Source organism: Acinetobacter sp. A22, from assembly GCF_030913345.1.
GTDB classification, from domain to species: domain Bacteria; phylum Pseudomonadota; class Gammaproteobacteria; order Pseudomonadales; family Moraxellaceae; genus Acinetobacter; species Acinetobacter junii.
The window spans coordinates 3,233,706-3,248,070 of sequence record NZ_CP133162.1 but is presented as its reverse complement, the minus strand read 5'-3'; the positions used below and the strand labels follow the sequence as shown (position 1 = coordinate 3,248,070).

11 protein-coding genes are annotated in these 14,365 nt (G+C 38.5%); 6 read left to right on the top strand and 5 right to left on the bottom strand.

The genetic code is table 11. The annotated features are described in order from the left end of the window. Positions 1–25 precede the first annotated feature (25 nt). Positions 26–922 carry a DMT family transporter gene (locus tag Q9Q86_RS15890; RefSeq protein ID WP_112987312.1) on the bottom strand — a complete coding sequence of 299 codons (897 nt, stop codon included), beginning with the start codon at positions 920–922 and terminating at the stop codon, positions 26–28. 182 nt (positions 923–1,104) lie between these two features. Here Q9Q86_RS15890 and Q9Q86_RS15885 point away from each other — a divergent pair, with 182 nt between their 5' ends. From Q9Q86_RS15885 to Q9Q86_RS15875, 3 genes are all read left to right on the top strand, one after another. Then, on the top strand, positions 1,105–1,971 hold the full coding sequence (locus Q9Q86_RS15885) for a helix-turn-helix transcriptional regulator (RefSeq protein WP_112987311.1): 867 nt from the start codon (positions 1,105–1,107) through the stop codon (positions 1,969–1,971). Positions 1,972–2,110: 139 nt separating this feature from the next. Further along, positions 2,111–3,637 (top strand): fumarate hydratase, encoded by a 1,527-nt coding sequence (locus Q9Q86_RS15880; RefSeq protein WP_004909213.1) that lies wholly within the window; start codon positions 2,111–2,113, stop codon positions 3,635–3,637. Positions 3,638–3,736: 99 nt separating this feature from the next. Beyond that, positions 3,737–4,279, top strand: a complete 543-nt coding sequence (locus Q9Q86_RS15875) for a DUF2059 domain-containing protein (RefSeq protein ID WP_039908525.1) — start codon at positions 3,737–3,739, stop codon at positions 4,277–4,279. Positions 4,280–4,302: 23 nt separating this feature from the next. Here Q9Q86_RS15875 and Q9Q86_RS15870 read toward each other — a convergent pair whose 3' ends face one another. From Q9Q86_RS15870 to tig, 4 genes are all read right to left on the bottom strand, one after another. Then, a complete protein-coding gene (locus Q9Q86_RS15870) occupies positions 4,303–5,019 on the bottom strand; it encodes a DUF2846 domain-containing protein (RefSeq protein ID WP_112987310.1) in 717 nt (238 codons plus the stop codon). 151 nt (positions 5,020–5,170) lie between these two features. Then, positions 5,171–6,481 carry an ATP-dependent Clp protease ATP-binding subunit ClpX gene (clpX, locus tag Q9Q86_RS15865; protein ID WP_112987309.1) on the bottom strand — a complete coding sequence of 437 codons (1,311 nt, stop codon included), beginning with the start codon at positions 6,479–6,481 and terminating at the stop codon, positions 5,171–5,173. A gap of 27 nt (positions 6,482–6,508) precedes the next feature. Further along, positions 6,509–7,114 (bottom strand): ATP-dependent Clp endopeptidase proteolytic subunit ClpP, encoded by a 606-nt coding sequence (gene clpP / locus Q9Q86_RS15860; protein ID WP_039048175.1) that lies wholly within the window; start codon positions 7,112–7,114, stop codon positions 6,509–6,511. A 197-nt stretch (positions 7,115–7,311) separates the two neighbouring features. After that, entirely contained in the window at positions 7,312–8,643 is a 1,332-nt protein-coding gene (gene tig, locus Q9Q86_RS15855) for a trigger factor (RefSeq protein ID WP_112987308.1), read from the bottom strand. Between the two features lie 396 nt (positions 8,644–9,039). Between tig and Q9Q86_RS15850 the strand changes: the two genes are divergently transcribed. From Q9Q86_RS15850 to leuA, 3 genes are all read left to right on the top strand, one after another. Further along, positions 9,040–11,331, top strand: coding sequence for a TonB-dependent siderophore receptor (locus tag Q9Q86_RS15850; RefSeq protein ID WP_112987307.1), 2,292 nt, complete (start codon positions 9,040–9,042; stop codon positions 11,329–11,331). A gap of 98 nt (positions 11,332–11,429) precedes the next feature. Beyond that, positions 11,430–12,113, top strand: a complete 684-nt coding sequence (locus Q9Q86_RS15845) for a Fe2+-dependent dioxygenase (RefSeq protein WP_205669702.1) — start codon at positions 11,430–11,432, stop codon at positions 12,111–12,113. A 455-nt stretch (positions 12,114–12,568) separates the two neighbouring features. After that, a complete protein-coding gene (leuA, locus tag Q9Q86_RS15840; protein ID WP_112987306.1) occupies positions 12,569–14,266 on the top strand; it encodes a 2-isopropylmalate synthase in 1,698 nt (565 codons plus the stop codon). Positions 14,267–14,365: the final 99 nt, after the last annotated feature.

Sequence of the window (14,365 nt, the reverse complement as noted above, 5' to 3'; positions counted from 1 at the left end):
GTTGATGGCTTTTTTATGTTCTTGGTTATGAAGTTTTAATTGCTCTGAATCGTGGCACTTTGATAAAGAAAATTGCATTACCACATAAAATGAGAATCACACCAATCACAGCATTTAACTGCCAGTGATAACCTTCCCATATAGTCGATATAACCAACGCCACCAAAGGAAATAACAAGGTGCTATATGCAGCTTTCCCCGCTCCAATTCGACCAACCAAATAAAAGTAAGCCGTAAAGCCAATCACTGAACCAAAAATCGCTAAATAGAGTAATGCGCTAACCGAACTCCCTGACATGCTCGGAAAAAAGTTGTCATGCTTAAACCATGAAATTAAAGCCATTAGCAAAGAACCATACAACATTGCATAGGCATTAGTCGTAAAAATATCCAATCCATGTTTTTGATGGCGCGTACTAATCATATTGCCCAGAGAAAAACCATAAGTTCCTAAAATACACAATCCAATACCCATCAACGTATTGCTATTCAAGGTTGTACCCATGACATCGTGCCAAAACAAAGCGATGATCCCAAACAGACCAAATAATGCAGCAGGATAAAAACGGGACGATATTTGCTGAGCAAAAAATAGTTTGGCGTTGATCGTGTTGAAAATCACAGCCATCGAAAAGATCACCGCTTCCAAGCCACTACTAATGTATTGCACTGCATAATAGAAACAGACAAAGTTAAATCCAAAAATACAGCATGCCTGCAACAAGCAAAATAAATGATCGTGAGTTGCCAGTTTTTGCAACTTGCGACTCATCACAACAAAAGCAAACAAGACGATTGCTGAAATAAAAAAACGCCAAAACACCGCAACTGTGGTCGATATTTCACTTTGCTGTTGCAGTGTAATTGCAATCCATGTCGTCCCCCAGATCACCACAACCAAAGCATATAACAATACATTCATAGCTTTTTAACCAAACTTAATACCACATTGAAAAGTTTGTATCTTTGCAGCATTTCATTTCTTTCATTTTCTTGTGATGATTGTCATTTACTTGCGTTTTTTAATGTTCGTTATATTCAGATGACAACTAAGGCTGAACGTCCTACACTTAAAACAATCATACTTAACACTTTGTATAGAAGATGAAATATCAAATTCTTGATCAATTACAGCAACATAAAGCTCAATTGCTTGACTCAGTTGAATTGGGTTCAGCTATGCAATTGGCCATGTGGGAAAATAATCAAGATCGCGTCAATGTCTGTAGCAATCACCATACTTTAAGTATGTATATTCATGGTGGTTATCAGAGTTATCAAAAGACACCTCAAGGTTGGCACAATGGCGGTGGGCCTGACCGTATGTGCCTCATGCCCCAAGATTATGAGTCAACATGGGACTTGCGTGATCCACTAACTTTTGTTCATCTTTACTACACAGAACAACATCTAAAACGTGTAGCAGAACAAGTATGGGATAAAGAACCTAGCCAAATTATTTTAAATCCACACATCTTCGTCGCTGATCCTCAAATCTCAATGATCTATCGGCATTTTTTACTGAATGCTGAATGGGAAAACCGCGAAAATCATTTACAGATGAGTACAGCAACTACGCTATTGCTTAATCATCTCATCAAGAATTATAGTCATGCACAGTGGCAAGCACCTGTCGTAAAAGGTGGGCTTTCACCATATGTGCTCAAACAAGTTTTACAATGGATTGATCAACATTTGCATTTAAGTTTGACGCTCACGGATTTAGCTGAACAAGCGCAATTAAGTGAATATCATTTTGCGCATATGTTCAAACAATCCATGAAAATGCCACCACACCAATACGTGATGCAACGTCGACTTGAGTTAGCCCATCAAGCTCTACACGCAACCAAATTAAATTTAACTGAAATTTCAATGCGATATGGCTTTAGCTCGAGCAGTCATTTTAGCCATCGTTTTAAAAAACATTTTGGATACGCACCTTCACTGCTGCGAAAAAACCTAAGCTAATCTTTGAAGTTTCACATATTTAAAAATCTACTTTTGCATATAGACCTTTAGCCAAAAGTCGTTTAAAACTCCCACAATCCAAGCTTTTTGTCATATAATTTAGCCCGCCAGCTTATCGCCCGCTCAAGAGAATTTTGATATGACAACGATCATCAAACAAGATGACTTGATTACATCAATCAAGGATGCCCTCCAGTTTATTTCTTACTATCACCCACAAGACTTCATCCAAGCGATGAGCCGTGCTTATGATCGTGAAGAAAACAAAGCTGCAAAAGATGCAATTGCTCAAATCCTCATCAACTCACGTATGTGTGCTGAAGGTCATCGACCAATCTGTCAAGATACAGGGATCGTCAACGTTTTCCTTGAAGTCGGCTTAGATGTTAAATTTGATTTAACCATGAGCTTAGACGATGCAGTGAACGAAGGTGTACGCCAAGGTTACTTAGAAAACTCAAACGTACTTCGTGCTTCAGTGCTTGCTGATCCAGCTTTTGGTCGTAAAAACACCAAAGACAATACACCTGCTGTCATCCACTACAAACTCGTACCTGGTAATAAAGTTGATATTACCGTTGCGGCTAAAGGTGGCGGTTCAGAAAATAAATCTAAACTTGCGATGCTAAACCCATCTGATTCAATCGTAGATTGGGTACTTAAAACTGTACCAACGATGGGTGCAGGCTGGTGCCCACCAGGTATGCTCGGTATTGGTATCGGTGGTACTGCAGAAAAAGCCATGATGCTTGCAAAAGAAGCACTCATGGAAGAAATCAACATGGACGAATTACTTCGTCGTGGTCCACAAAGCAAGATGGAAGAACTCCGTATCGAGATCTTCGAAAAAGTAAATGCACTGGGTATTGGTGCTCAAGGTCTTGGTGGTTTGACGACTGTTCTTGATATTAAAATCAAGGATTACCCATGTCACGCTGCGGGTAAACCAGTGGGTATGATTCCGAACTGTGCTGCCACACGCCACGCACACTTCCAGTTAGATGGTACAGGTGTAGCACATATCCAAGCACCTAAACTTGAAGACTACCCTGCTGTAACTTGGGATTCATCTCAATCAAAACGTGTGAATCTTGATACCATTACACAAGAAGAAATGAACTCTTGGAAACCAGGCGATACTTTACTTCTTAACGGTACAATTTATACAGGTCGTGATGCTGCACATAAGCGCATGGTCGACATGTTAAATAATGGTGAAGAACTTCCAGTCGACTTAAAAGGTAAATTCATTTACTACGTTGGTCCTGTTGATCCTGTTCGTGATGAAGTCGTTGGTCCTGCTGGTCCTACAACTGCAACGCGTATGGATAAATTTACACGTCAAGTCTTAGAAGCAACTGGCTTGTTCGGCATGATCGGTAAAGCGGATCGTGGTCCAGCGGCTGTTGAAGCAATCAAAGACAATAAAGCAACTTACTTAATGGCTGTGGGTGGCGCTGCTTACCTCGTTTCTAAAGCTGTACGTGAAGCTGAAGTTGTTGCATTTGCTGACCTAGGTATGGAAGCAATCTACAAATTTGTGGTTGAAGATATGCCTGTTTCTGTTGCCGTTGATGTGAATGGTACGTCTATCCACGCAACTGCTCCAAAAATCTGGCAAGCAAAAATTGGTAAAATTCCAGTTGTAGATGCTGCGGCACAATAATCCGCTCATCAAAAAAATAGCCGAATCACTGCATTCGGCTATTTTTTTATTTAAAGCTTCTGTTAAATTATAAAAATGAATAACAATAACGAGGCAAATATGAACATAAATCCATTCCATTATCTATTGCTATGCCTTGCTATTTGTACTTCACAGGATGTATCAGCTACTCCTGCGCAAACTAAATCTGTTCAAGAATTAATTAAAGCCAGTGACTTAGAAAAAGTACTGAATAACTCCTTTGAAGAAATGCAACCTGCTTTAGACTTAGAAGCTGAAAGGATTATTTTAGGTATTTTAAATAAAGAAAAATTAACAACCAATCAAGAACTCTTAGCAGTATTAGAACTCAGCCAATTATTAAAAGAGACCAGTTCAAAATTATTTGCTCGACCTGAGACAATTCAAGCGATTGAAAAAATTTATAAAGACACACTCAGTGAAGAAGAAATTCAGGCTTATTTAAAGTTTTTAAAAACCCCTGAAGGTAAGTCAATCAATCAGAAAAACTTACAGATTAGTACAAATGTATTTCAATATATGAATACTCTAAGTCAAAAAACGCTAAGCGATCCCGAACAAAGCATTCAATTGAAAGAGCAATTTCTATCTATCATTCAACCACTAATTCAACAGGAATAGAAATTGCTCATTAATACAATCAATTACCAAGTTAAAGGATTCCAAAGTTTAAATGGTTTAACCAAGTGAACCTCTGACTTTTGATCATATTTAGCAGGTTTTAACTCCTGAGGCTTAGAACGAACTTTACCTGAGGCATCTTGCGCAACAAAATTATAACTAGATGATTTTAATCGAGTAAATGCAATTTCTTGACGTGCCACTTTCTCTGGTATTGACATAAATGGACCTGTTGGTTCACTTCTTGGTAACTTATTCTCTTCGTCATATTTAATGAAATAAGTTTGGGCTGCATCAACTGTAAAATCTAAATATTTCGGTTTTTGAAAATGTAGGCCTGCTAGAGGACGACTTACACTTAAGCGATAAGTTCCAGCTGGTAATTCCAACCAATAATAATGATTATGTAATAGACTTGGAATGCGATGACCATTGATAAATAGATTAGCAGCAGCAATTTCTTGGCGATTCCAGCGAGTGTCTGGGCGATATAAATAGACTACCGCGGCTTGCTCATTTTGTGGCTTGATAGGAGCGTAATATTGACCTAATTTTTGGTTTACCCATCCACCAACAGTAAAACCACCCACATGATATTGATCAAATAAACCTGGTTTCTTATCTGTATCGACAGGAGGTAAAGTTGCTGTTAAGACGACTGGATTTTCTTCAACTGCTTTATGGCTTTGACAGCCCGCCAAAATCCCTACACAACATAATGAGAATATTAAATAACGCATGACATCCCTCAAGGCGTTTTCTTGGATTTATTTTTAACAGCGCAAAACTATGCGGATTATTCAATTTTTAAGATTAACACCTCACCGTTCAATTGCAAATAAAAAAAGCATGAAAAGCTAAGCCTTTCATGCTTTTTTAGATGAATGTGAATTAAGCAGATTTTGAATCTACAACTTTCAAATCTTTCTTCTCAATCAATTCAGCTGTCGTCGTTTGTGGTAAACGCTCTGGCTTATATGTCGGTTTAGCTGTTCCATTAATCACAGCCTCATCAACAATAACCGTGCCTACATCTTTGCGACTTGGTAAATCATACATTGTTTCAAGTAGTACATTTTCCAAGATAGAACGTAGACCACGTGCGCCAGTATTACGCTCAAGAGCTTTCTTCGCTACTGCTCGTAATGCAGACTCATCAAATACTAGGTCAACATCTTCCATCGTGAATAAATACTGATATTGGCGAGTTAATGCATTTTTTGGTTCAGTCAAAATCTGCATCAATGCTTCTTCATCCAACTCATCAAGCGTTGCAATCACTGGCAAACGACCGATAAATTCAGGAATTAAACCAAATTTCACCAAATCTGTTGCTTCAACTTGACGGAATAACTCAGAGACTTTTTTACTGTCATCTTTATTTTTCACATCAGCTGTGAAACCGATACCGCCTTTTTCCTGACGTTGCTGTACAATTTTTTCCAAACCCGAGAATGCGCCACCGCAAATAAATAATATATTTGAAGTATCGATTTGGATAAATTCTTGTTGAGGATGCTTACGCCCTCCTTGTGGAGGAATCGAAGCCACTGTACCTTCAATCATTTTTAATAATGCTTGTTGTACACCCTCACCCGAAACATCGCGAGTAATCGATGGATTCTCAGACTTACGCGTGATCTTGTCGATTTCATCAATATAGATAATGCCTTTTTGAGCTTTCTCTACATCATAATCTGCCTTTTGCAGCAATTTTTGCACGATATTTTCAACATCTTCACCCACGTAACCAGCTTCGGTAAGTGTTGTCGCATCCGCCATAGCAAAAGGGACATCAAGTAAACGTGCAAGTGTTTGAGCAAGTAAAGTCTTACCAGAACCTGTTGGTCCAATTAATAAAATATTACTCTTAGCAATTTCGATGTCTTGATGTGCATGATGTGTTTGCCCAACTTTCAAACGCTTATAGTGGTTATACACCGCAACAGATAACGTTTTCTTCGCAAGATCTTGCCCAATAACATATTGATCAAGCGCTGCACGTATTTCATGTGGCTTTGGCAATGGTTTGGTTGCCCAATCACCCGCTTCAACCTGTTGACTTGTTTGAACTAAGTCTAAGCACACATCTACACATTCATTACAAATATATGCGTCCTCACCTGCAATCAGTTTCCCGACTTCAGACTGCGTTTTACCGCAAAATGAACAATGTTTTTGTCCTTGAGGATGTTCGGACATATTTACTCCAATCTTGAATCTTAAAAATTACGGACGCTTAGTAAGGACTTGATCAACCAAACCATACTGTTTTGCAGCTTCAGCCGTCATGAAATTATCACGATCAGTATCACGAGCAACTGTCTCGTAATCCTGTCCGCTATGTTGCGCCATTAAACGATTTAAACGCTCTTTAATAAACAAAATCTCACGTGCATGGATTTCAATATCAGATGCTTGTCCACGGAAACCACCTAATGGTTGATGGATCATCACACGTGCATTTTCCAAGCAATAACGTTTACCTTTTGCACCAGCATTCAAAAGGAATGCACCCATAGAGGCAGCTTGCCCCATACAGTATGTCACAACATCAGGCTTAATAAACTGCATGGTATCGTAAATTGCCATACCTGCCGTTACTGAACCACCTGGAGAGTTAATATAGAGGTGAATATCTTTTTCTGGGTTTTCTGCTTCTAAAAATAACATCTGCGCGACGATTAAATTCGCCATGTTATCTTCAACTTCACCTGTCAAGAAAATAACACGCTCACGTAACAAACGTGAGTAAATATCAAAAGAACGCTCACCACGAGATGATTGTTCAACGACAACAGGAACTAAAGCATTTTCAATTGTTGGAACATACATATGTTTACTTATTCCTAAATTATTGTGACTCGATCTATGCCAACAATATGAGGGATAATCGCTGAAATTGCAAAAGGTTCAATCTGAAATATTCGAATATTTAGACTAAAATCTGGCATTTTATAGACAAATTAACACATTCATAACACATATAAAAAAAGGCGCATTACGCGCCTTTCTTTTCAACTTTTAAAAGATTAGCCACGGCGAGCTTGTTGCTCTTTTAATAAGTCTTCATAGCTTACAGCCACATCATTTACTTTAGCAGCAGCCAAGATGTGATCAACAACTTGGTCTTCTAACACAACTGCTTCGATTTGAGCACGTTGTTGTTTGTTATTTTTGAAGTATTCAACAACTTCTGTTGGATCTTCATAAGAAGAAGCCATGTCATTGATATAAGCATCAACGCGTGCTTGGTCAACTTCAAGTTTAGCATCAGCTAATACTTTGCTTACCAATACACCAAGCTTCACTGATTTTTCAGCTTGTTCTTTGAACAATTCATCTGGAAGCATGCTGCTGTCAAATGCGCCTGCACCTTGAGCACCAAACTGTTGAGTGAATTGTTGGATCATTTGTTGACGTTGACGATCAATTTCTTGAGCAACCATTGATGCTGGAACTTCGATTTCGTTCGCAGCTACAAGCGCATCAAACGCAGCTTGTTTAACTTGGTTGCGAAGACCGTTACGAACTTCACGTTCCATGTTTTTACGAACATCAGCTTTTAACTTGTCTAAGCCGTCTTCTTCAGTTAAACCAAAGATTTTTAAGAATTCAGCATCAATCTCTGGAAGTTTTTGTTTTTCAACAAGTTTCACAGTGATTTTAAACTGAGCTGCTTTACCTGCTAAGTTTTCAGCTTGGTAGTCTTCAGGGAAAGTTACATCAATAACTTTCTCTTCGCCTTTCTTCATGCCAACGATACCGTCTTCAAAGCCAGGAATCATACGACCTGAACCAAGAACAAGTTTAAAGTCTTCAGCTGCACCGCCTTCAAACTTCTCACCATCAACAGTACCTTCGAAATCGAAAGTCACTTGCATGTCTTTTTTCGCCATGCCTTTGGTTTCAGTCCAAGAAGCACGTTGCTTTTGTAAGTTTTCAATCATTACATCAACGTCTGCATCGTTGATTTCAGATGATTTACGATCAATCTCTAAGTCAGCAAAAGATTTAACTTCTACTTCTGGATACACTTCTACAGTCGCTTCATAAACTAAAGCGTCATCTTTGTTTTCAACTTTTTCAATGTTCGGCATGCCTACAGCATTGATTTTTTCTTGTTGAATTGCTTCGAATACTGTATCGCGAATAAGGTCATTCACAACTTCTTGATAGATGCTCGCACCATATTCACGGCGAACAACATTTAAAGGCACTTTACCTGGACGGAAGCCGTTGATCTTCACAGTTTTGGCAGTGCGTTTTAAGCGAGCTTCAAATTGCTCGTTAACACGGCTCGTCGGTACAGAAACATTTAAACGACGGGCAACGCCCGAAACCGCTTCAGTCGTTACTTGCATGGCTTCCTCGATATATAGTTAGTAGTAACAATTTTTAAAGTGCCACATTATATGACAACTTTGCTGATATACAAAATTCGACAAGCATTCTAGCAGTAAAAGTTGATCTGAACATATCAGCAAGTCATCCACGATTTATTATTTTTGATAGTTTATGAATAAACTCGATTGTTCTTGGGTAATTTCGTGAAGAATTCTATTAGATCAATATGCTTAATTTTCACCCAATCAATTACAACACAATCTTACATTTCGCTACACTATTCTATTTCTTTTTCCAAATTTATATGATCTAAGCATCGTTAAATCCAATCGAGAAAAATTGCATATAAGAATAAGAATAAGAATAAGAATAATTATTATTTGCATGAATTTTAAGGTTTACATGGATACGATATGTCTTCTTTTATCAGAACACGTAAGAAGTTTGTTTCATCTGCGATTGCATCATCTCTTTCTATGATTGCAACTGCAGCAATCGCGCAAGATAAAGAAAATGTGGTTCAACTCCCAACGATTCATGCAGAAGCAACTGCTGAACAATTAAAAGTTGATGTATCTGCAAACAAGAAATATGTTGCGCCATTAAAAGACACACCAAAGACAGTGTCTGTCTTATCTCAAAAGTTATTGAAAGAAACAAATTCAAATACTTTATTAGAAGCACTTCGTAATGAGCCTGGTATCACACTAGGTGCTGGTGAAGGCGGCATTCCGTATACAGATATTCCTTATATTCGTGGTTATAACGGACAAAGCGCGATCTATGTAGATGGTGTTCGCAACTCAACAACTCAAACACGTGATATGTTTGCGATTGAACAAGTCGAAGTAACTAAAGGCTCAAGCTCTGCTTTAACTGGCGGAAGTGGTGTTGGTGGCAGTATCAACATGATTCCAAAAGTTGCGCATGAAGGTGATGAATATCAAGGAAGTGTTGCAGGCGGCACAGATAACTATAAGCATATCGTACTTGACGCAAACAAAGACTTTGGTAATGGAATCGCAGGTCGTGTTATTGCGATGGGGCATGAAAATGAGAAACCAGGACAGCATAATGGTGCAGAATACGCTCGTGTTGGTATTGCACCTAGCCTAGCTTTCGGTTTAGGAACTGAAAATCGTGCGACCTTAAGTTACTACTTTATCAAAAGTAATGATGAGCCAGATTCAGGCATTCCATTTAACAATCCGAATATCTATGAAAATGATGGTGTAACTCGAAAAAAACATATCCCCTTAGATGCTGTTAAAGGCGATGGTAAACCTGTTTCAGTTAAACAAGGCTCTTACTATGGCTGGAAAGATCGTGATTTTGATAAGCGTGAAAATCATATAGGCTCATTGAAGCTTGAACATGATTTTAATGATGATTTAACGGTTTCAAACACTGCAACATATAGCCATTCTAAAGCAAGCTATATGTATACAAATCCAGATGATTCAAAAGGCAATATCTATAACGGCAAAGTCTATCGTCGTGCTACACAAACCATTCGTGACACCGATGCATTTACCAACCAACTTTCTTTAGTTGGAAAATTTAAAACTGGAGCATTAGCACATAGCTTCAATGTCGGTGCTGAATATAATCGCGAAGAGACCAATCGCGGCAACTATAATATTAGCTATCCTGGATATACGAACTTAACAACTGCTGGCTTCAATGAAGACTGTAAAGCTAATAATGGCTGGTGCACGGATCTCAATAATCCAAATGCGAATGATCCATGGTTAGGCACACTCACACCAAATACTAAACAGACTACAATGACCAACGAAACAGTATCTGTATATGCATTAGACAGTATTGAATTCAATAAATATTGGTTATTAAATCTTGGCGTACGTTGGGATCAATTTGATACAGAATTAAAATATAACAAAGATGTAACAGCTCGTGGTGTGACAACGCCAGCAGGTACTGTGTATTCAAATGATACAGACTACTTCTCTTATCAAGCAGGTGTAGTATTCCGCCCAACGGAGCATGGTAGTATCTATGCAAGTTTCGCAACTGCTGCCAACCCTGTAGGTATCGATCCTGATCTTGATTCACTTAGTGCTTCAAATAAAGACTTAGAACCAGAAAAAGCTCGTACATTTGAGATCGGAACGAAATGGAGCCTTTGGAACAACCGTGCCAATGCGACAGCTGCAATCTTCCGTACTGAGAAGCAAAATACACGTATTAATATAGATGCGAATACAGTAACTAATGCTGGTGAAAGTAAAGTTGATGGTTTTGAACTTGCTTTGACAGGTCACATTACTGATAAATGGGAAATGGCACTTGGCTATAGCTACTTAGATAGCGAATTAACCAAAGCAGCTTATAACTTAGTTGCTCAAGAAGGTCGCCCTCTTCCATTCGTTGCTAAACAGAGTGCTAACTTGTGGAGTACATACCAAGTACTTCCAAAATTAACACTTGGTGCAGGCGTTCAATATCGCGATCAAGTTTTTGCGAATACCAATCCAAACACAGCCACCACTTCAACGAAAATTTTACCAACGTTTACTATCTACAATGCGATGGCAAAGTATGATGTAAACAAGAATGTAAACTTACAGTTGAATGTAAATAACATTTCAGATAAGCGTTATTTTACAAGTGCTCATGCTTCACACTATGCAAACGAAGGTGATGGCCGCAACGCAGTTCTTGCGATCAACTTTAAGTACTAAATCCCTTAAAAAAATTAGGGTATCTACTTAAACTCATCTAAAATAGCCTCTCTATGAGGCTATTTTTTTATAATAATCAATTGAAAGGGATATGCTCAGTGATCCATCACATTCCGAATGTTTTGACAAAAGAACAAGTCGCCGAATTCCGTAAATTAATGGAAGCAGCAGATTGGGTCGGTGGAAAAATTACAGCAGGCACACTCTCAGCTTCCGTAAAACGTAATCAACAACTTTCAGAGAGTGACCCTTTAACCTACCAACTTAGTGCACTTGTGATGGATGCAATTTGGAAAAATCCAACTTTCCAAGCAGCTGCACTCCCCAAGCAAATGATTCCACCTTTGTTTAATCGCTACGATGAACACGAAAGTTTTGGTTTTCATGTCGATAATTCAATTCGTTTAGTGAGAGGGACTCATCAACAACTTCGCACAGATTTATCGTGTACTTTATTTTTGAGTGAACCTGAAGAATATGATGGTGGTGATCTCGCTATTGAAGATACTTATGGCTACCATGAAGTGAAATTACCAGCAGGTGATGTCGTACTCTACCCATCAACAAGCTTGCATGAAGTCAGTAGTATTACGCGTGGCACCCGTTTTGCTTCTTTCTTTTGGGTACAAAGTTTGATTAGAGATGATCAAAAGCGTCATATGCTCTTTAATTTGGATGAAAGTATTCGTCAACTTCGCATAGATCATGGTGATGCATATACAGAAGTAATGAAACTCACCAATATTTATCACAATCTCATTCGTATGTGGTCAGAACTCTGACCACTTCATTTTTCGTCATGCTGAATAAATTCTATAATTTTTATTAAAAAATAGACTTATTTAGAAAAAATATCCCACTCAAGTATCAATTCTTGCAAAAAACAGGAAAACATTTTCCACAATTAAGAGCTAGAATGCTGTTATAGACCTTTGCAGCCAGCTTATTTTCACCTAGACTGATTTTTATTAGATGATTAATATAGCTGCAAAACCGAATCATAATTTTGAATGGTTGATGATGAAAACAAATTACGGCTTTACCCATCCGTCGAATATAAACCATCTTGCTGCTCTCCTGATGCTGCGCCTCGCGCGCGTATAAATTTTATTGCCTAAGTTTGAAGGCATTCGATCCCAATATTCTCTTTTAATTTATTCGTATAGACACCATATATATTTATAGTACGTTGCATTTATAAAAATTCGCGACCCCTGCTATGACAAGGAGTTACCTCATGATGTTGGCTGACCCAAGCAAAAAATACCGCCGTATGTATCAACGAGTGGATTTACCAGATCGTCAATGGCCGAATAACGAAATCAACCAAGCACCGATTTGGATGAGTACCGACCTTCGTGATGGTAACCAAGCGATTTTTGAACCAATGAATATGGATCAAAAATTAAAGATGTTCAAAATGTTAGTCAAAATCGGCTTTAAACATATTGAAATTGGTTTCCCATCTGCGTCTCAAATTGATTTCGATTTTACCCGTATGTTAGTCGAAGAAAATTTGATTCCTGATGATGTTTATATCGAAGTCTTGGTTCAAGCTCGTGATCATTTGATTGAGCGTACTTTCGAGTCATTGATTGGTGCTAAACGTGCAATTGTGCATATCTATAACTCGAACTCACCGACTTTCCGTCAAAAAGTTTTGAATGTAGACGTAAATGGTGCTAAACAACTTGCGATTAATGCTGCGAATAAAGTGAAAGAATATGCAGCACAATATCCTGAAACAGAATGGATTTTCCAATATAGCCCTGAATGTTTCTCAGCAACAGAATTAGAAGTTGCCAAGGATGTTTGTGATGCGGTTACTGAAATTTGGGAAGCATCTCCAACCAATAAAGTGATTTTGAACTTACCTGCAACAGTTGAAGTTTCAACACCAAATGTTTATGCAGATCAAATTGAGTGGATGCACCGTAACTTGCAACGTCGTGATGGCGTAATTATCTCAGTTCACTGTCACAATGACCGTGGTTGTGGTATTGCTGCATCTGAATTAGCCATTATGGCAGGTGCTGACCGTGTTGAGGGTTGTGTGTTTGGAAATGGCGAACGTACGGGTAATGTCGATGTTGCAGCAATTGCCTTGAACATGTATACCCAAGGTGTTGCACCAAATTTAGATTTCTCGAACATCAACGAAATCATTGCAACTGTTGAAGAATGCACGGGCTTACCTGTTCACCCTCGTCATCCATATGCAGGTGATTTAGTCTTCACAGCTTTCTCTGGTTCTCACCAAGATGCGATCAAAAAAGGCTTTGAGTTCCAGAAAAACGAAGAAATTTGGGATATGCCTTATTTACCAATCGATCCTAAAGATTTAGGTCGTGACTATGACGCTGTTATTCGTGTAAATAGTCAATCAGGTAAAGGTGGTATCGCATATTTATTAGAATCAAACTATAACGTTGCTTTACCACGCCGAGTACAAATCGAGTTCAGCCAAATCGTACAGCAACATACTGATGAAAACGGTACAGAAATCAGTGCACATGAAATCTGGACCTTATTCCAAAATACCTATGTTGATGTGAAAAATAGCCATTACCAAACCAAACATTATCAGTTGTCCGATATCAATGGCACACAAATCATTGAATTAGATATTGAAATTGATGGTAAAGTACAACGTTTACGCGGTGAAGGTAATGGCCCAATTTCGGCAATGCTCGATGCGTTACAATTGCCAATTGATGTTGTAAATTATGAAGAGCGCAGCATCGGTTCAGGTGCCAATGCCAAGGCCCTTGCCTTGATTGAGCTTCAGGTCAAAGGCACAGGTAAGAGCGCATTTGGTGCAGGTGTACATGACAATATCGTCACCTCGTCCATTGAAGCGATTATTGCATGTACCAATCGTTTAATTGAACAAGGCGTACTTACAACTGAGCAAGTTGCTGCTGCGGCAGTTTAAGCAAAGCTGAGTTGTAATATCAGAAAAAATGACTTTTGAAAGGATACCTGAATTGGTATCCTTTTATTATTGATCAAAGATTTATACAAGGCGAATCAT

Coding starts and splice junctions, on each gene's coding strand:
- leuA (WP_112987306.1), top strand. CDS start 12,569: ATGATGTTGGCTGACCCAAGCAAAAAATACCGCCGTATGTATCAACGA.
- tig (WP_112987308.1), bottom strand. CDS start 8,643: ATGCAAGTAACGACTGAAGCGGTTTCGGGCGTTGCCCGTCGTTTAAAT.
- Q9Q86_RS15880 (WP_004909213.1), top strand. CDS start 2,111: ATGACAACGATCATCAAACAAGATGACTTGATTACATCAATCAAGGAT.
- Q9Q86_RS15875 (WP_039908525.1), top strand. CDS start 3,737: ATGAACATAAATCCATTCCATTATCTATTGCTATGCCTTGCTATTTGT.
- clpP (WP_039048175.1), bottom strand. CDS start 7,114: ATGTATGTTCCAACAATTGAAAATGCTTTAGTTCCTGTTGTCGTTGAA.
- Q9Q86_RS15890 (WP_112987312.1), bottom strand. CDS start 922: ATGAATGTATTGTTATATGCTTTGGTTGTGGTGATCTGGGGGACGACA.
- clpX (WP_112987309.1), bottom strand. CDS start 6,481: ATGTCCGAACATCCTCAAGGACAAAAACATTGTTCATTTTGCGGTAAA.
- Q9Q86_RS15870 (WP_112987310.1), bottom strand. CDS start 5,019: ATGCGTTATTTAATATTCTCATTATGTTGTGTAGGGATTTTGGCGGGC.
- Q9Q86_RS15885 (WP_112987311.1), top strand. CDS start 1,105: ATGAAATATCAAATTCTTGATCAATTACAGCAACATAAAGCTCAATTG.
- Q9Q86_RS15850 (WP_112987307.1), top strand. CDS start 9,040: ATGTCTTCTTTTATCAGAACACGTAAGAAGTTTGTTTCATCTGCGATT.